17 protein-coding genes are annotated in these 17,705 nt (G+C 48.7%); 7 read left to right on the top strand and 10 right to left on the bottom strand.

The features are described 5' to 3' along the window. Positions 1-108 precede the first annotated feature (108 nt). Together A1WG_RS05210 and A1WG_RS05205 are read right to left on the bottom strand one after the other, a co-directional pair. On the bottom strand, positions 109-1,344 hold the full coding sequence (locus A1WG_RS05210) for an oligosaccharide MFS transporter (RefSeq protein ID WP_001516062.1): 1,236 nt from the start codon (positions 1,342-1,344) through the stop codon (positions 109-111). 254 nt (positions 1,345-1,598) lie between these two features. After that, complete coding sequence (locus A1WG_RS05205; protein WP_000849774.1) at positions 1,599-2,681, bottom strand: LacI family DNA-binding transcriptional regulator; 1,083 nt, start codon at positions 2,679-2,681, stop codon at positions 1,599-1,601. Positions 2,682-2,914: 233 nt separating this feature from the next. Between A1WG_RS05205 and A1WG_RS05200 the strand changes: the two genes are divergently transcribed. The 3 genes from A1WG_RS05200 (at position 2,915) to A1WG_RS05190 (ending at position 6,686) form a co-directional block, all read left to right on the top strand. Continuing rightward, on the top strand, positions 2,915-4,969 hold the full coding sequence (locus tag A1WG_RS05200; protein WP_001516063.1) for a beta-galactosidase: 2,055 nt from the start codon (positions 2,915-2,917) through the stop codon (positions 4,967-4,969). A gap of 104 nt (positions 4,970-5,073) precedes the next feature. Continuing rightward, positions 5,074-5,457, top strand: a complete 384-nt coding sequence (gene bssR, locus A1WG_RS05195; RefSeq protein ID WP_000497146.1) for a biofilm formation regulator BssR — start codon at positions 5,074-5,076, stop codon at positions 5,455-5,457. A 110-nt stretch (positions 5,458-5,567) separates the two neighbouring features. Then, positions 5,568-6,686: a PQQ-dependent sugar dehydrogenase gene (locus A1WG_RS05190; protein ID WP_001516064.1), complete on the top strand. Its 1,119-nt coding sequence runs from the start codon at positions 5,568-5,570 to the stop codon at positions 6,684-6,686. Here A1WG_RS05190 and gstB read toward each other — a convergent pair. Then, complete coding sequence (gene gstB / locus A1WG_RS05185) at positions 6,683-7,309, bottom strand: glutathione S-transferase GstB (RefSeq protein WP_001516065.1); 627 nt, start codon at positions 7,307-7,309, stop codon at positions 6,683-6,685. The two genes, A1WG_RS05190 and gstB, sit on opposite strands and share 4 nt — an antisense overlap. A gap of 245 nt (positions 7,310-7,554) precedes the next feature. Between gstB and dacC the strand changes: the two genes are divergently transcribed. After that, positions 7,555-8,757, top strand: a complete 1,203-nt coding sequence (gene dacC / locus A1WG_RS05180; RefSeq protein WP_001516066.1) for a serine-type D-Ala-D-Ala carboxypeptidase — start codon at positions 7,555-7,557, stop codon at positions 8,755-8,757. Between the two features lie 47 nt (positions 8,758-8,804). On the opposite strand, the gene deoR is transcribed toward dacC, so the two are convergent. Beyond that, positions 8,805-9,563 (bottom strand): DNA-binding transcriptional repressor DeoR, encoded by a 759-nt coding sequence (deoR, locus tag A1WG_RS05175; RefSeq protein ID WP_000450142.1) that lies wholly within the window; start codon positions 9,561-9,563, stop codon positions 8,805-8,807. Between the two features lie 57 nt (positions 9,564-9,620). Beyond that, positions 9,621-10,217, bottom strand: a complete 597-nt coding sequence (gene ybjG, locus A1WG_RS05170) for an undecaprenyl-diphosphate phosphatase (protein WP_000892326.1) — start codon at positions 10,215-10,217, stop codon at positions 9,621-9,623. Between the two features lie 285 nt (positions 10,218-10,502). Between ybjG and mdfA the strand changes: the two genes are divergently transcribed. Continuing rightward, positions 10,503-11,735 carry a multidrug efflux MFS transporter MdfA gene (gene mdfA / locus A1WG_RS05165; protein ID WP_001516067.1) on the top strand — a complete coding sequence of 411 codons (1,233 nt, stop codon included), beginning with the start codon at positions 10,503-10,505 and terminating at the stop codon, positions 11,733-11,735. 40 nt (positions 11,736-11,775) lie between these two features. Here the strand turns inward: mdfA and ybjH are convergent, their stop codons facing one another. The 3 genes from ybjH to A1WG_RS05150 all read right to left on the bottom strand — a co-directional run bounded on the left by ybjH (position 11,776) and on the right by A1WG_RS05150 (position 14,168). Next, complete coding sequence (gene ybjH / locus A1WG_RS05160; protein WP_010379680.1) at positions 11,776-12,060, bottom strand: protein YbjH; 285 nt, start codon at positions 12,058-12,060, stop codon at positions 11,776-11,778. Between the two features lie 84 nt (positions 12,061-12,144). After that, a complete protein-coding gene (locus A1WG_RS05155) occupies positions 12,145-12,960 on the bottom strand; it encodes a Cof-type HAD-IIB family hydrolase (RefSeq protein WP_001516070.1) in 816 nt (271 codons plus the stop codon). Next, positions 12,960-14,168: an MFS transporter gene (locus A1WG_RS05150; protein WP_010379705.1), complete on the bottom strand. Its 1,209-nt coding sequence runs from the start codon at positions 14,166-14,168 to the stop codon at positions 12,960-12,962. Before A1WG_RS05150 ends, A1WG_RS05155 begins: the two co-directional genes overlap by 1 nt. A gap of 84 nt (positions 14,169-14,252) precedes the next feature. Here A1WG_RS05150 and rcdA point away from each other — a divergent pair, with 84 nt between their 5' ends. Further along, positions 14,253-14,828, top strand: coding sequence for a DNA-binding transcriptional regulator RcdA (gene rcdA, locus A1WG_RS05145; RefSeq protein WP_001516071.1), 576 nt, complete (start codon positions 14,253-14,255; stop codon positions 14,826-14,828). Between the two features lie 135 nt (positions 14,829-14,963). On the opposite strand, the gene A1WG_RS05140 is transcribed toward rcdA, so the two are convergent. Further along, positions 14,964-16,649 (bottom strand): aspartate:alanine antiporter, encoded by a 1,686-nt coding sequence (locus tag A1WG_RS05140; RefSeq protein WP_001024862.1) that lies wholly within the window; start codon positions 16,647-16,649, stop codon positions 14,964-14,966. Between the two features lie 268 nt (positions 16,650-16,917). Here A1WG_RS05140 and A1WG_RS05135 point away from each other — a divergent pair, with 268 nt between their 5' ends. After that, a complete protein-coding gene (locus A1WG_RS05135) occupies positions 16,918-17,295 on the top strand; it encodes an inner membrane protein YbjM (protein WP_001516072.1) in 378 nt (125 codons plus the stop codon). Positions 17,296-17,327: 32 nt separating this feature from the next. Here the strand turns inward: A1WG_RS05135 and grxA are convergent, their stop codons facing one another. Continuing rightward, the gene (gene grxA / locus A1WG_RS05130) at positions 17,328-17,585 is read right to left on the bottom strand and encodes a glutaredoxin 1 (RefSeq protein WP_001195226.1); all 258 of its coding nucleotides are present in this window, start codon (positions 17,583-17,585) and stop codon (positions 17,328-17,330) included. Positions 17,586-17,705: the final 120 nt, after the last annotated feature.

Here is a 17,705-nt window from a genome sequence, read left to right on the forward strand (position 1 = left end):
TACAGGAAAGGTCAGGGCAGGGATTCTACAGAGTTCTGGATAAAATTTGTATCGCAATCTGGTCAACCGGTGAGGAAAGCGCCCCAAATAAAGGGGCGCAAATGAGGATCATGCTACAGAATTTTCAGTTAGCGTCTCCGTAGGCTGGCTGCTGGATTTGTCCCGCAGCGTAAAGACCGAAATAAGCGTGAAGCAACCGGCAATAGCCCCCAGGATTAGATAGGTTTCAGCAAAGCCAATGGTGTCATACAGATAGCCTGCAATGGGTGAATAGATTGCTGTGGCGATGGATGCCACAAAAAGCACTAGCAGGTAGACCGTTGAAGAGAGTTTATGATCAAAGTTAGCCGCGATAAATTTAAACACAGACACCAGGATCAGTGGTTTTTCGATGGCGTGCATCATTTTAACGGCTGCAATCCACACCGGTCCCAGTTGGATTGCAGAACCGGCAATGCGTAACGACATAATGGTTCCGGCAATCACTAACGCCCATTTTGCACCAGTGCGGTTAACAAACCACGGCATCAGGCAGAGAAATAAGGTTTCTCCGCAGACCTGAACAGAAGCCAGAATTCCGTACCAGCGATTGCCTTCTTCTGGTGTCGGAAATTGCAGCGAAAAATACTGTGCGAACTGTTGATCGTAGGTGTCATAAATTTGTGTTACGAACAGAGTGAACATCAATAAAAACCAGAACTGACTATTTTTTGCCAGCTCAAGGGCATGGATGGCTTTCAGCGAATTGGTTTTTTCAATTTCGGCCTCGGTAAGTTCGATTTTGGTAAACATAAAGCAGATTGCGGCGATCACAATGGCGCAGCTTGCCAGCCAGAAAGAGAGATTAGGGTTGGTATCAATATATTTACCAACAATCCACGCGGCGGCGGCCCATCCCAGAGAGCCCCACATCCTTACGCGACCATATTCAAAATGATAACGACGCGAAACTTTATCTATCCAGGAATCCAGAACGCCACAGCCAGAATTAAAAATGATCCCCAGGTAAACGCCACCCAAAACAGCGCCCAGCCAGAAGTTATGAACCAGAAGCGGGGCATACACATAAATAAAGAATGGGCCTACGGGAAGCAATAATGCGACGAGGATCCAGATGAGTTGTTTCTTAAGACCAAATTTATCGGAGATGAAACCGAAGAACGGCTGCATTAATAACGCAATGAAAGCATTAACGGAATAAAGTAATCCTGTGCGTGTGGCGGTAATTTCCAGATGCTGTGTCGTCCATATGACAAAAAATGCCATCGTTGCCGACCAGGCGAAGAGGTACAGAAAATCGAAAATACTGAGCAAAATATAATTACGTTTACCGGGCAATAACATAGCCATATCCTCAATCACTGGCGTTGGGTCATTTACCGTTGGCACAGGCATTAGCTGTGCTTACTGGTTATTGTTTTGGTATGCATCTCCGGAAATGTCATACGTTAACAATTTCATTTTTACTCTGGCCCTGACATTGATGATTAGGCAATGTGTTAAACGAATGTTTGAGATTTACATCACATTTATTGCTGATAATAAAAAAGATTTAGCGAAACGGATCACTAAATCTTCTTTATGAGAACGTATTACTTTTATGCCTTGCGTGTTAGCTCATCTGCCAGCGTGCGAAGGTGTTCGGCAATATTCATCAGATCAGCCTGTGGTGAGTGCAGAGGGCCAGCAGAATTACGCACGACCAGACGGCTGGGAAGGATGGTTGAAGAGCGGAGCATAGCTTGTGCATCGTCCGGCTGTAAAATTTGTTGAACGGCAATTTTCCCTTGCAAATCAAAGTCGATTGCGACGGTCGTCAGTGAAGGTTCAAAAAACGCACTCTCATAGGTGTCGTCATAGCCAATGACAGAAATATCCTGCGGGATTTTACGTTTTTGTTGATGTAAGGCGCTTAACGCACCCAACGCCATCTGATCGTTCGCGATCAGAAGAGCGGTCGCCTGTGGCGTTTCACGTAGCATCTGTAATGTCGCCAGATAGCCGCTTTGAGCGTCCCAGCTACCGTAATGTATGGCCAGCGGTGTCAGTTGGAGTGAGGCGAGGGTATCGCGCCAGGTATTGAGTCGTAACCGCGCCGGTACTGAATTTTCAGGGCCAGAGATCAAGCAAAATTGACGATGCCCCAAGTCGTAAAGATATTTTACGCTGGCGCGTGCACCTTCTGCGGGATTAAAGGTGACGTTAAACACCGGGCTATAAGGGTCCACGTCGAGAAACAGACACAATACATCACTGTTTTCAGCAACCAGAGTTTCAGCCAATGCCGTTTCCAGGGGGGCGTTGATAATAATCTTTGTTACCCGTTGTGCTTTTAAGTCATTAACTGCAGCCTGAATACCTTTAATATCAACATCATCAATCATCGATATCAGCACCTGATATCCCTGCTCCCCGGCATATTTTTTTACCGCCGCCGCAATTTGTGAAGGGGCATGTAGGGCGAGTGAGGTGGTGACCAGCCCCACCGTTTTGCTCTCTTTCCCTACCAACTGTTGAGCTACGCGATTTGGAACGTACTTCAGTTCGGCAATGGCTTGTTCAATTTTTTGACGTGTTTTGGCAGACACGTTCGCTGAATTGTTAAGCACCCGCGACACTGTCTGATAAGAAACATTGGCATGACGAGCAACATCGGCAAGGGTTGCAGCTTTGGTTTTCATATTCGCCCCGGCTAAAAGATTTGTCACAGTATACCGCAGTGAATGTCATACGTATCACGCTCACGTATTTCAGCGCATGTCTGCCAAACCGTGGAGCCTGTTTGAATGGAAAAACGCGTAGTTGCTCACATTTCTACCGGACACTTCTTGCATAACGAAGCAATTAATTACTAGATGACAGTATTGTGAACGAATAACATTTTTTGTCTGTTTAAAACAATTCAGGAGTCAGCATGGACAAGCATCCACCGATCATCCCCACAGCCCCGTGGTTACTTCATGGTGCCGATTACAATCCGGAACAATGGTTACATGTCCCTGGGATCCTGGAGAAAGATATTGCCATGATGCAACAGGCTGGTTGTAACACCATGTCGGTGGGCATCTTTAGCTGGTCAATGCTGGAACCCACAGAGGGGGAATATCGCTTTGACTGGCTGGATGAGGTGTTGGATAAACTTCATGCTGGCGGGATCTCTGTCTTCCTGGCAACCCCGAGCGGAGCCAAACCCGCCTGGCTTGCAGCACGTTATCCAGAGGTTCTGAGAGTTAGCGCGTCACGCGAGAAAATGCTTCACGGCGGTCGCCATAATCACTGCCTTTCTTCGCCAGTGTATAAAGAAAAAGTGACGCAAATTAACCGTAAGCTGGCGCAGCGATACGCGAATCATCCGGCGGTTCTGGGATGGCATATCAGTAATGAGTATGGCGGTGAGTGTCATTGTAACGGATGCCAACAGGCGTTTCGCCATTGGTTGCAGACTCGTTACACCACTCTTGAGGCACTTAATCAGGCATGGTGGACAGGCTTCTGGAGCCATACATACAGTGACTGGTCACAAATTGAGTCACCTTCTCCATTAGGTGAGATGTCTAACCACGGCCTGAATCTTGACTGGCGACGCTTTGTCACATCGCAGGTAAAAGAATTCTATCAAATGGAAGTCGCGCCGCTAAAAGCAGAACGGCCTGAGTTACCCGCGACGACCAATTTTATGTGGTATTTCAATGATTACAACTACTGGTCATTAGCTGAGGTTGTCGATTTTGTAAGTTGGGATAGCTATCCCATGTGGCACAAACAGGAAGATGAACGCGCCGTAGCTTGTAAAACAGCGATGTATCACGATCTGATGCGTACCTTGAAAAATAAACCGTTCATTCTGATGGAATCCACCCCCAGCCAGACAAGTTGGCAGCCAACCAGCAAATTGAAAAAGCCGGGAATGAACATTCTTTCTTCTTTACAGGCCGTCGCTCATGGCGCAGATGGCGTGCACTATTTTCAGTGGCGTAAGAGTCGCGGAGCCGTGGAGAAGTTTCATGGTGCGGTGGTTGATCACGTCGGTCATCTGGAGACGCGTACCGGGCGCGAAGTTACACAGCTAGGGCAACGACTGGCACATCTTAAGCAATTGGTCGGGACGAAAACTCAGGCTAAAGTTGCCATTATTTTCGACTGGGAAAACCGCTGGGCGGTTAATGATGCTGCCGGGCCGCGCAATTGCGGTATCCATTACGAACAAACGGTAGTGGATCATTACCGACCTTTCTGGGAGCAGGGGGTGGCGGTCGATATTATCAACGCTGATTGTGATCTTACGGGTTATCAATTAGTTATCGCTCCAATGCTCTATATGGTTCGCGATGGATTTGCTGATCGTGCCCGTGCCTATGTCGAAGCTGGTGGCAATTTTGTCACCACTTACTGGTCCGGGATTGTCAATGAAACTGATTTATGTCACCTGGGCGGTTTTCCTGGCTCGTTGCGTGACCTGATGGGCGTGTGGGCTGAAGAGATCGATAGCCTTAATGATTATCAGCATAACGAAGTTATCTGCGAGCCGAATGCCTATGGATTGCAAGGTAAATGGCAGGCAAGGGAATTATGTGCGGTTATTCACGCCGAAGGCGCACAGGTTCTGGCGCGCTATGGTGAGGATTTTTATGCAGGTACACCTGCGTTAACGGTAAATCACGTCGGACAGGGACGTGCTTTCTATGTGGCTTCGCGTAATGATGCGTCATTTCATCAAGCGTTTGCTGCGATGTTGATCAACTCACTTAATCTTCCAAAAGCCCTTGCGACTGAACTTCCTGTTGGCGTTATTGCAACGCGTCGGACAGACGGCAATCAGGAATGGGTTTTTGTACAAAATTACACTGCTCATGTACAAAATGTGGTGCTTCCTGGTGCATGGCGAGTGGCGGAAACAGGCAAGGCTTGTTCACAAGAATTAGAACTGGCACCCTGGGGATGCGAGGTACTGGAAAGAGAAATAATGTAAATTATTATTAATAAGATGTGAAGTATTGATCCTTGACAGCACTTTGTTCAAAAAGTAGCCATACTATTTAATTGCACTAAGGCTGCAAAGAGGAGGATCGAAGTATGTTCGTTGACAGACAGCGAAGCGATCTGCTTAATCGGTTGAACGATGCTCGAGTTGACCTCGCCGCATATGTGCGACTGAGGAAGGCCAAAGGATACATGTCCGTCAGCGAAAGCAATCATCTACGAGATAACTTTTTTAAACTGAATCGCGAACTGCACGATAAATCGCTGCGGTTGAATCTTCACCTGGATCAGGAAGAGTGGAATGCTCTTCACCATGCTGAAGAAGCATTAGCGACAGCCGCAGTATGTTTGATGAGTGGGTATCATGATTGCCCAACTTTTATTACCGTCAACGCCGATAAGCTTGAAAATTGTCTGATGAGCTTAACGCTGAGTATCCAGAGCCTGGAGAAGCACGCCATGCTTGAGCAGGCCTGAAAGCTAAGGGGGAGAAGGCGTCTCCCCCTTCATATTTAAGTTTATGTAAAAATAAATTTGTCACGCCCCTGACTGACTACGCTTTAAGCCAGAGTCAATCCGGAGGTGTTATGTATCGACAATCCTTTTACCTTGTGCCCCTTCTCTGTATTCCTTCCGCTCTTTGGGCGGCACCCGAAACGGTAAATGTCGAAGTACTGCAGGATAAACTCGACCATCCGTGGGCGCTGGCCTTCTTACCGGATAATCACGGCATGTTAATCACCCTGCGCGGCGGCGAGTTACGCCACTGGCAAGCAGGAAAAGGATTATCTGCGCCGCTTGCCGGTGTGCCGGAAGTCTGGGCGCACGGGCAGGGCGGTTTGCTGGATGTGGCATTAGCGCCTGATTTTGCCCAGTCGCGCCGTATCTGGTTAAGTTTTTCTGAAGTCGGTGATGATGGTAAAGCCGGAACTGCCGTAGGTTATGGCCGCTTAACTGATGACCTCGCAAAAGTGACGGACTTCCGCACCGTTTTTCGCCAGACGCCAAAACTTTCTACCGGTAATCATTTTGGCGGGCGGCTGGTATTCGATGGTAAAGGCTATCTGTATATTGGTCTGGGTGAAAACAATCAGCGCCCGACGGCGCAGGATCTGGATAAATTGCAGGGTAAATTAGTGCGCCTGACCGACCAGGGCGAGATCCCGGATGATAATCCCTTTGTGGAGGGGTCTGGTGTGCGAGCCGGGATCTGGTCTTATGGCATTCGTAACCCGCAAGGGATGGCGATGAATCCGTGGAGTAATACGCTGTGGTTGAATGAACACGGTCCGCGCGGCGGCGATGAAATTAATATCCCGGAAAAAGGTAAAAACTACGGTTGGCCGCTGGCAACCTGGGGGATGAATTACTCAGGTTTTAAAATACCGGAAGCGAAAGGGGAAATCGTCGCCGGGACTGAACAACCCATTTTTTACTGGAAGGATTCACCGGCGGTGAGCGGCATGGCCTTCTATAACAGCGACAAATTCCCCCAGTGGCGGCAAAAATTATTTATTGGCGCGCTGAAAGATAAAAATGTCATCGTGATGAGCGTTAAAGGCAACAAGGTGGCAGAAGATGGTCGCATATTAACGGACAGGAGGCAGCGAATTCGTGATGTTCGCAGCGGACCCGACGGTTATTTATACGTTCTGACCGACGAGTCCAATGGAGAATTACTCAAAGTTAGCCCACGCAATAATTAGCTAACAGGGATCATCACAACTTTACGCACCGCGGGGCGTTCGGTGAGTTGCTGATACCAGCGTTGCAGATTCGGACGTGGTGTCCAGGTCAGGCCAACGTTAAACAAATTGTAGATAAACGGCGCGATGGCAATGTCGCCCACACCAAATGCATCGCCGGAGAACCATTTCACTTTTGCCAACTCTGCATCGAGAAGGGCAAACAGGGCGTCGCATTCCTTGCAATTGGCATCAATGGCGGCCTGATCGCGCTCTTCCGGTGGCGTTCTGACCAATCCCATCAGGATCCCTCGATGGGCATTACTGAGCGTCTGGTTTGCCCAGTCCATCCACTTTTCGGCTTCTGCGCGGCGTGCCGGTGAGTCGATCCATAAACGGTTTTGCCCGTACTGTGCTGCAAGGTAGCGGACAATGGCGTTTGATTCCCAAAGAATTAAATTACTTTCGTCGTCACGCAACAGCGGCACCAGCCCGTTAGGATTCATCGCCAGAAAATCGGCGTCATGGTTTACCCCAAACTCACGACCCGCCAAAATTTGCTCATAAGGTAGTTCCAGTTCTTCGAGCGTCAGCAACACTTTTTTAACGTTGGTTGAATTATTCCGACCCCACAGCGTAATCATAGTCACCCCTTTTATACAGGCAGCCACAGGCTGAACAGGATTCCGATGGTGAAGTAAAGTTAACTTTTAAGCAACAGTGAGTAAAAAAATGACACCAGAAGCAGCGAAGCGGCAGGATATTGCATAAACTTTAAAAACTTTACCAACTTACGGTTTCTTTAAGCTTGTGTGTGCGTTATTAATCACCGAACTTATCATACGGCGATATAACGTATTTTTTTTGAATGGATACTCGGGTGGCATTTATGACGCAATACTCCTCTTTCCTTCGTGGTCTTGCAGCGGGTTCTGCATTTTTATTCCTTTTTGCCCCAACGGCATTTGCGGCGGAACAGACCGTTGAAGCGCCGAGCGTGGATGCGCGTGCATGGATTTTAATGGATTATGCCAGCGGCAAAGTGCTGGCAGAAGGCAATGCGGATGAGAAACTGGACCCCGCAAGCCTGACTAAAATCATGACCAGCTATGTGGTTGGGCAGGCGCTTAAGGCCGATAAGATCAAACTCACCGATATGGTGACGGTCGGTAAAGATGCCTGGGCAACGGGCAATCCAGCGCTGCGCGGTTCATCGGTCATGTTTCTTAAACCGGGCGATCAGGTCTCTGTGGCGGATTTGAATAAAGGTGTGATCATTCAGTCCGGTAATGATGCCTGTATTGCACTGGCAGATTATGTTGCGGGCAGCCAGGAGTCATTTATTGGTTTGATGAATGGTTATGCGAAGAAACTGGGCCTGACCAACACCACCTTCCAGACGGTACACGGCCTGGATGCACCGGGGCAGTTTAGTACCGCGCGCGATATGGCATTGCTGGGTAAAGCGTTAATTCACGATGTACCGGAAGAGTATGCCATTCATAAAGAGAAAGAGTTTACCTTTAACAAAATTCGCCAACCTAACCGTAATCGCCTGTTGTGGAGCAGTAACGTTAATGTTGATGGTATGAAGACCGGAACCACGGCAGGTGCGGGATACAATCTGGTCGCTTCGGCTACCCAGGGTGATATGCGTTTGATCTCTGTGGTGCTGGGGGCGAAAACTGACCGTATCCGTTTTAATGAGTCTGAGAAATTACTGACCTGGGGTTTCCGCTTCTTTGAAACCGTGACACCAATTAAACCTGATGCCACCTTTGTGACTCAGCGGGTTTGGTTTGGTGATAAGAGCGAAGTGAATCTCGGTGCCGGTGAAGGGGGATCGGTGACCATCCCTCGTGGGCAACTGAAAAACCTGAAAGCCAGTTACACGTTAACGGAACCGCAGCTTACCGCACCGCTGAAAAAAGGTCAGGTCGTCGGCACTATTGATTTCCAGCTTAACGGCAAGTCGATTGAACAGCGTCCGCTGATCGTGATGGAAAATGTGGAAGAGGGCGGATTCTTTGGTCGGATGTGGGACTTCGTAATGATGAAATTCCATCAGTGGTTCGGCGGCTGGTTCTCTTAATCTTCTGATGACCGGATGACGCGTTAACGTCATCCGGTTATGCATCATCAATACATCAATTTAATATGCTGCGTCTGTGCGTACTTCACATACTCATCTTCCGGGCAACGATCGCTTACCACAATATCAAATCGTTTCAGGTCACTCATGCGTGCCGGGCGTACCTTGCCAAACTTACTGTGGTCGACAACCAGCACATGCTTTTGCGCCATCGACATGGCCCAGTGTTTTACCGGCAACTCTTCAAGATTAAAACAGGTAGCACCTTTACTGATATGCACTCCGGCTGCGGAATAAAAAGCGATATCTGGACAGAAATTATTCAACGTCAACTGAAAATCGACGGGTTTAAAAATGGCGTTACTGGCATGAAATTCACCGCCGCAAAGAAACACCCGGCAATGGGGTTTCTCTTTCAGTGCCAGAAAGGTATTTAGTGAATAACAAACGGCGGTGAAAGGGATTTCATTATCTATCGCTTCAATAATCCACGGCGTGGTAGTGCCACAGTCAAAAAAGAGGGTCTGATCGGGTTCTACCAGCGTCGCAGCCAGTTTTGCCGCCCGGCGTTTTTCTTCCACCAGACGGGATTTTTGATCGCTTAACAGGTAATGGCTGGCACTGCGCGGTTCCAGAACGATATAACCGCCGAGTAATACGACGGGGGCGCTGTTGTTATTCAAATCGCGGCGAATCGTCATCTCTGAAACCCCGAGCAGGGTGGCGGCGTCCTTCAGATGTAACTTATCGCTGCGTTTTAATTCTTGCAGTAATTGCCCGATACGCTCTTCGCGACGTGTTTCCATAATCCCTCTGAATTGTTATTGAAGCGAGCCGCCTGATATTACACTTTTTATCCGAAATCAGCCACGCACCCAGCCTTTACGTATTGGTAAGGCGAAACAGATGCGATACCACAATTGCAGCCGCTGGTAGAGCCTGGATCCCACAGCTTGCCAGATAATCTGGGCGCTAAGGCAACCAATCATTCCCGCCAACAATCCACCAAGCATGTCCAGCGGCCAGTGAACACCGAGATAAACGCGCGACCAGGCAATAACTACCGCCAGTACCATGAGGATTGCTCCTGACCACAAACGATGCCAGCATAAAAATGCCAGCGCAAAGGTAAATATCACCGTGCCATGATCGCTCGGGAAAGAGTCATCTGCTGCATGATGCAGGAAGTTATAGCCGACATTCTCGACAAATGGACGGTCATGCGGAAACAGATGGCCCATCGTCCAGGAAACAAACAGACTGACCGCTAGCGCGATGGCGATTTTTATCACCAGTTGTCGTTGCGCCGTAAATCCCCATAGCCAAAGCACCGTAGCCAACAATGGCACCACGGTAATTAAATCTTTGGCAATAAAAATTGCTAACGAAATCATCCATGCGGATGAGTCTGGCGTCGCATTAATAAGAGAGAATAATGAATAATTCAGATTTTCCAGCATAACTTTCAGACTCAAAAGGTGATTAGTGGGCAGCCATCAGGCAAGTCGATGAGAATAAATCGCTTGTTAAACAGGGTAAAGCGGCATCGTCTTATTTACCTCAACCGGATTGGCTTACAGCAGAGAATGGTAACGCGAAGAAATTAAATAAAGCTTAAAGAAAGGGGGGCTATACTCGGAATAACGTAAGAATGTGCTTAACCGTGGTTTCAGCTACAAAATTTGCTTTCTCGTTTGCCACGCTTTTATTAAAATTTGCGCGATTATTATTGGCGAAGAAATTGCATGCAAAATAAATTAGCAACAGGTGCCAGACTTGGGCGTCAGGCATTACTTTTCCCCCTCTGTCTGGTGCTCTACGAATTCTCGACCTATATCGGCAACGATATGATCCAACCCGGTATGCTCGCCGTGGTGGAGCAGTACCAGGCGGGTATTGACTGGGTTCCTACTTCGATGACCGCTTACCTGGCGGGAGGGATGTTTTTACAGTGGCTGTTAGGACCACTGTCGGATCGTATTGGTCGCCGTCCGGTAATGTTAGCTGGCGTGGTGTGGTTCATAATCACCTGCCTGGCGATATTACTGGCGCAAAACATTGAACAATTCACGCTGTTGCGCTTTCTACAGGGGATAAGCCTCTGTTTCATTGGCGCTGTGGGTTACGCCGCGATTCAGGAATCTTTTGAAGAGGCGGTTTGTATCAAGATCACCGCGCTGATGGCGAATGTGGCGCTGATTGCTCCGTTACTCGGGCCATTGGTGGGTGCCGCGTGGATTCATGTGTTGCCCTGGGAAGGGATGTTTGTGTTGTTTGCTGCATTGGCGGCGATCTCCTTCTTCGGTCTGCAACGTGCGATGCCAGAAACGGCTACGCGCATTGGCGAGAAACTGTCGCTGAAAGAGCTTGGTCGAGACTATAAGCTGGTACTGAAGAACAGCCGCTTTGTTGCAGGAGCGCTGGCGCTGGGATTTGTCAGTCTGCCGTTACTGGCGTGGATTGCCCAGTCACCGATTATCATCATCACCGGTGAACAGTTGAGTAGCTATGAATATGGTTTGCTGCAAGTGCCCATTTTCGGCGCGTTAATTGCGGGTAATTTGCTGCTGGCACGTCTGACCTCGCGCCGTACCGTACGTTCGCTGATTATTATGGGGGGCTGGCCGATTATGATTGGTCTGCTGGTCGCCGCAGCGGCCACGGTCATCTCATCGCACGCGTATTTATGGATGACCGCCGGGTTAAGTATTTATGCTTTTGGTATTGGTCTGGCGAATGCAGGGCTGGTGCGTTTAACGTTGTTCGCCAGTGATATGAGTAAAGGGACGGTATCGGCGGCGATGGGGATGTTGCAAATGCTGATCTTTACCGTAGGTATTGAGATCAGTAAACATGCCTGGCTGAATGGCGGTAATGGATTGTTTAATTTGTTTAATCTTGCCAACGGAGTTTTGTGGCTGCTGCTGATGTTTATCTTTTTAAAAGATAAACAAACAGGAAATTCTAACGACGGATAAGAAAATGCCTGGTTGTTTTATACAATCAGGCATTCAGGGATTAGTGGTGATGGTCGTCGATCTGATGTTCGATTACCATCCCTTCGCCTACGCTGGCAAGGTGACGGACATATGGATGTGCACGGTAAGCCGGAGCTGGCGTAGGGGCCACGTATACGGTTTGCGGCACGCTGGCAACGCTGACGGCTTGCGGAACGCTGACTGAATCAGGGACCACCACCACTTTGTATCCACTCGGCACATCAACGGTGACACTTTGCGCCATTGCCACACCAGTAAAACTCAACAGAAACGCGCCCAGCAGTACACATTTTTTCATCATCATTTCGCCTGAAATAATCCAGAAGGGTAATTTCCGCGGATTATGCATCCTTCATTCAGGCATTGTGTTGCCGGGCGTGCTGCCGTTTTATTGATTAAATGGCGCTTCGTGTTTAAGAACTTTATCGATAATGTCCAGTACGCCTTCATGGTTATTGGAGCCTGCACGGTATTTCGCCGCCGCTACGACTGCGTTGCCAGCATTTTCCATTGCAAAGCTAAAGCCCGCCTGACGCAGCATCTCAATATCATTACCGCCATCGCCAAAAACCACCACTTCGCTGTCGTCTATGCCCCATAATTTCTGGAGTTGACGCAGGCCATTGGCTTTATGTACGCCGGGGATAATCAAATCGATACTACCGTTGCCGGTATGGACTGGCACCATAATATCGCCAATAGAATCATGTAACTCTTTTTGCACTTGCGGAATCAGTTCGTCAGAGAGATTTAACCCAAACTTGAAGAAGATATCGTCGATATTGTCAAAGTTATCGACATATTCCAGGCGATGATAGTACATCTCCGCCACGGCCTTCATTTCGGCGTCATACTTTTTCAGGGTATAGGCGCTATTTTTTCCACAGGCAATAATTTCCACCTCCGGGCGCGTCAGTAAATGCTCCACAATAGTGGAAAATGCGTCCTTCGACAGTTCGCCATTAAAAACATCTTTGCCTTCGTTCACCACCCAGCCGCCGTTTTCCGCCACAAAGGCAATTTCATTGGCAATTTCGGGAAAGAACGAAATTAACTGATAATATTGATTTCCACTGGCGACCACAAAGCGAATACCTTGTGCTTTCATCTGCTGATACTGGGCCATAAACCGCTCACGGTTATAGGTTTTTTGATCGCTTAAGAAAGTACCGTCCATATCTACCGCAATTAATTTAATGCCCATCAACTATTCTCCATCGCAGTTTGCGTTTTTGTATCGGGTTTGGCGACGGCTTTAGCGACAATAGCCGCAAGAATAACCAGCGCCAGCACAACCAGCATTGCACTACGTAATCCATAATGTTCTCCGAGATAGCCCAGCAGTGGCGGCCCGACGAGGAATGCCAGATAACCCGTCGTTGCCACTACGCTGACACGGGTCGGCGCATCGGGGCCGGTATCGCTGGCGGCAGAAATGGTTAGTGGGAAGCCCAGAGAAGCGCCCAATCCCCAAAGCACAACAGACACCCCAGCGACCCATGCGCTATCGACAAAAATAATCAGTCCGATACCCAACGCACCCATCAAGGCACTGGCACGTACTACGGCAACGCGGCTGTAACGGTCGATGAACCAGCCACCGGTGAAGCGTCCAACGGTCATCCCCAATGTGAAACCGGCATAAATCAGTGAGCCTGACGTTGGACTAAAACCGTGGCCATCAACCATTAATAAGGGTAACCAATCGTTGGCAGAGCCTTCTGCAAAAGCCATTGCCAGTACTACGACACCAATCAACAGCAACTGGATGTCACGGTAAAAAGGCACACCTTTTTCGTCATGCTGCGAGCCATCGGCAGCGTTTTTGCCCGTACCGCCAGGGATTGCCTTAATAGCAATATAAATAGGTGCGATGCCCGCCAGTGCCGCCAACAAAATATGTACAGTTGCCGGAACACCAAAGGCTGTCAACGCCATCCCGACACCAGCGCCTGCCAGCGTGCCCAGGCTATAAAAGCCGTGCATCATAGGCAAAACCGTTTTATTCATTTCTCGCTCAACGGCTGCGCCTTCAACGTTTATCGCCACTTCAGCGGAACCAAAACTGGCTCCAAAGACACCAAGACCAACGGCAAAGAGGACGGGGGATGTCAGCCAGAGCGCCAGACTTAATATCATCATCCCGATCAAAGCGCAGGACATAGTGACCAGAATGACATTACGCGTCCCAAAGCGTTTCACTAACCACGCCGAGCAGAGGATACCGCTCATCGAACCTATCGACAGGCCAAAGAGTACACCGCCCATTTCAGCGATAGAGACAGAGAGAATATCCCGAATTGCTGGCGTGCGGGTGGCCCAGGAAGCCATTAGCAGTCCTGGCAAAAAGAAGAACATAAACAACGCCCAGGTACGGCGTTTCAAGGCATTACGTGAAGAATTTACTGTCATAGATCACGTCAAAAAAAGAAGAGGGAAGACAACCTTAGCAAGGTTGTGTACATTTGTACACAATTGCAGAGAGAGGGTAAAAATATGCGCCGCGCTAATGATCCCCAACGGCGAGAAAAAATCATTCAGGCCACGCTGGAGGCAGTGAAACTTTACGGGATACATGCCGTTACGCACCGTAAAATCGCTACCCTCGCCGGAGTGCCGTTAGGATCAATGACCTACTATTTTTCAGGAATTGATGAGTTGTTGCTGGAAGCGTTTAGCCGTTTTACGCAGACGATGTCGCGGCAATATCAGGCTTTTTTTGATGATGTCAATGACGCCCCCAGCGCCTGCCAGGCCATAACAGACATGATCTACAGCTCGCAGGTCGCAACGCCGGATAACATGGAACTGATGTACCAGCTCTACGCATTGGCCAGCCGAAAACCGCTATTAAAAACGGTGATGCAAAACTGGATGCAGCGTAGTCAGCAAACGCTTGAACAATGGTTTGAACCGGAAACTGCCCGGGCGCTGGATGCTTTTATTGAAGGGATGAGTCTGCATTTTGTCACCGACCGTAAGCCGCTATCGCATGAGGAGATTTTGAGGATGGTGGAGCGAGTGGCAGGGCTGGAGATAAATTTCAGGCAACAAAAAACCCATCAACCTTGAACCTAAATGGCGGGGTTGATGGGCTCCACAAAATGGGGACATCAAAGAAAAGCAGTGGCACTAATTAAGACTGATACCCTGAAGAAAAGTTCTGCGGTTGTACAAAAAAAATTCATTTTTAGGGCAACTTCAGTTTTATCCGAGTCCGGGCCATACCATCACAATGATTGTCCCTGCCAGTGTCAGCAGTACGTTAGCTATTGCATAAGTGCCCGCATAGCCCAGCGCCGGGATGTTACTGCGGGCTGTATCACTGATGATCTCCATTGCCGGTGCGCAGGTTCGTGCGCCCATCATTGCGCCGAATAACAGTGCGCGGTTCATACGCAATACGTAAGCACCGAACAGGAAGCAGATAACAACGGGCACCAGACTGACAATCAATCCGGCAATCAACATCTGACCGCCAATCGCGCCCAGGCCGTTATTGATGCCGCTACCGGCGCTTAAACCAACACCCGCCATAAACACCATCAAACCAAACTCTTTCACCATACTTAACGCACCCTGCGGAATATAGCCGAAGGTCGGGTGGTTAGCGCGCATAAAGCCCAGCATAATGCCAGCGAATAACAATCCGGCAGCGTTACCCATGCCAAAACTGAAAGTGCTGAACTGGAAGGTAATCATCCCGATCATCAGGCCTATAACAAAGAATGCGCAGAATGCCAGCAAGTCGGTGACCTGGCTGTGAATCGAAATAAAGCCGATACGGTCAGCGATGGTCTTCACACGGCGGGCATCGCCGCTCACCTGCAAAACGTCACCTTTGTTAAGCACTACGTTATCGTCAATTGGCATCTCGATCTGACTGCGGATCACGCGGTTAAGGAAGCAACCGTGATCGGTCAACTTCAATTGCGCCAGACGTTTACCGACGGCGTTATGGTTTTTGACGACCACCTCTTCAGTGACAATACGCATGTCGAGAAGGTCACGATCAAAAACTTCTTTACCGTTACGGAAGCTGGGATCGAGTCGGGCGTGGGCATCGGGATATCCTACCAACGCTATTTCATCGCCCATTTGCAACACGGCGTCACCATCCGGATTTGCCAGAATCCCGTTACGACGGATACGTTCAATGTAGCAACCGGTCTGTCGATAAATACCCAATTCACGCAAGTTCTTGCCGTCGGCCCAGGCGACCAGTTCCGGCCCGACTCGGTAAGCGCGAATCACCGGCAGATAGACTTTGCGGCTGGCGTCGGTGTCCAGACCTCGCTCACGAGCGATTTGCTGGGCGCTGGTCTGTAAGTCCTGATGCTGTAACTTGGGCAGGTAACGCGCTCCGACAATCAGGCTCACCAGACCGATCAAATAGGTTAATGCATACCCAAGGCTTAAATTATCCAGTGCCGCGGAGAGCTGCCCGCTTTCTATACCAGAGTGGCGTAACGTATCGCCCGCACCGACCAGAACCGGCGTCGATGTCATGGAGCCAGCCAACATACCGGCCGTCAGGCCAATGTCCCAGCCAAACAGCTTACCCAAACCTAAGGCGATCAACAGCGCACTACCGACCATTACCAGCGCTAACATTAGGTAATTTTTCCCATCGCGGAAAAAAATGGAAAAAAAGTTGGGTCCGGCTTCGACCCCGACGCAGAAAATAAACAGCATAAAGCCAAGATTAAGCGCGTCGGTGTTAATACTGAAATGTTGTTGACCTAATAATAGCGATACGACTAAAACGCCAATGGAATTACCCAGTTGGATTGAACCAAGTCGTAATTTTCCGAGACATAGCCCAAGCGCGAGGACCACGAATAATAACAGAATGTAATTCCCATTTAACAATTCGGCGACGTTTATATTCACGGAGACTAACTTCTTGTTTACGAGTAAGCTGTTGAAAGAAATGGTAATTTAAGATAATGTTTTTACCTGAATTCAGGGCGCAGATTCATTCAGCGCACTTAATCAATAGTAAAGTAACAATATATTTTACTAGTGTAATCACATTAGATACCAACGGCTATAAGAATTGTGTTGGCCTATATTAGCATGGAATGCGAAGCGGCTTTATCTTACTGAGCGCCACACTGGCGAAAAATGTGTTCGATAGAGGCAGTGTCAGGAGGAAGATGTGAAACATAAACAACGTTGGGCGGGGGCAGTCTGCTGTTTTGTCCTCTTCATTGTGGTGTGCCTTTTCCTGGCGACGCATATGAAGGGCGCTTTTCGGGCTGCCGGGCATCCTGAAATCGGCTTACTGTTTTTCATTCTTCCTGGAGCTGTCGCCAGTTTTTTTTCGCAGCGTAGAGAAGTCCTTAAACCCCTGTTTGGCGCAATGCTGGCAGCACCGTGTTCTATGTTAATTATGCGCCTGTTTTTTTCACCAACACGCTCATTCTGGCAAGAGCTGGCATGGTTATTGAGTGCTGTCTTCTGGTGTGCGCTGGGGGCGTTGTGTTTCTTGTTTATCAGTAGCTTGTTCAAGCCACAACACAGAAGAAATCAATAAAGCCCTCAAACAGAGAGGGCTTATCCGGCAAATCAGGCGTCAAGATTCTCTTTTACCCAGGCTGCAAAATCGGTATAGCCACCGATGTGTTGCTGATCGACAAAAATCTGCGGCACGGTTTCAACGGGCTTCCCGGCCTTCTGTTGTAAATCTTCTTTAGTGATCCCTTCAGCACGAATATCCACATACTGATAGTGAAAATCATCGCGCTCGTTGCTTAATTTTTCTGCCAGATCTTTTGCACGAACGCAGTAAGGGCAACCCGGACGGCCGAAAATAACGGTTTGCATTTTCTCTCTCCATTTATCTGTCATGCGTGCATGATCACGCCAAATCTTATTCGCTGAAAGTAGGTTTAACCTGTTGCATTGATTGCTTAAAGCTATAACTGTTAAGCACAATGTGATGAA

It is taken from the genome of Escherichia sp. KTE96, from assembly GCF_000408525.1.
Lineage (GTDB): Bacteria > Pseudomonadota > Gammaproteobacteria > Enterobacterales > Enterobacteriaceae > Escherichia > Escherichia marmotae.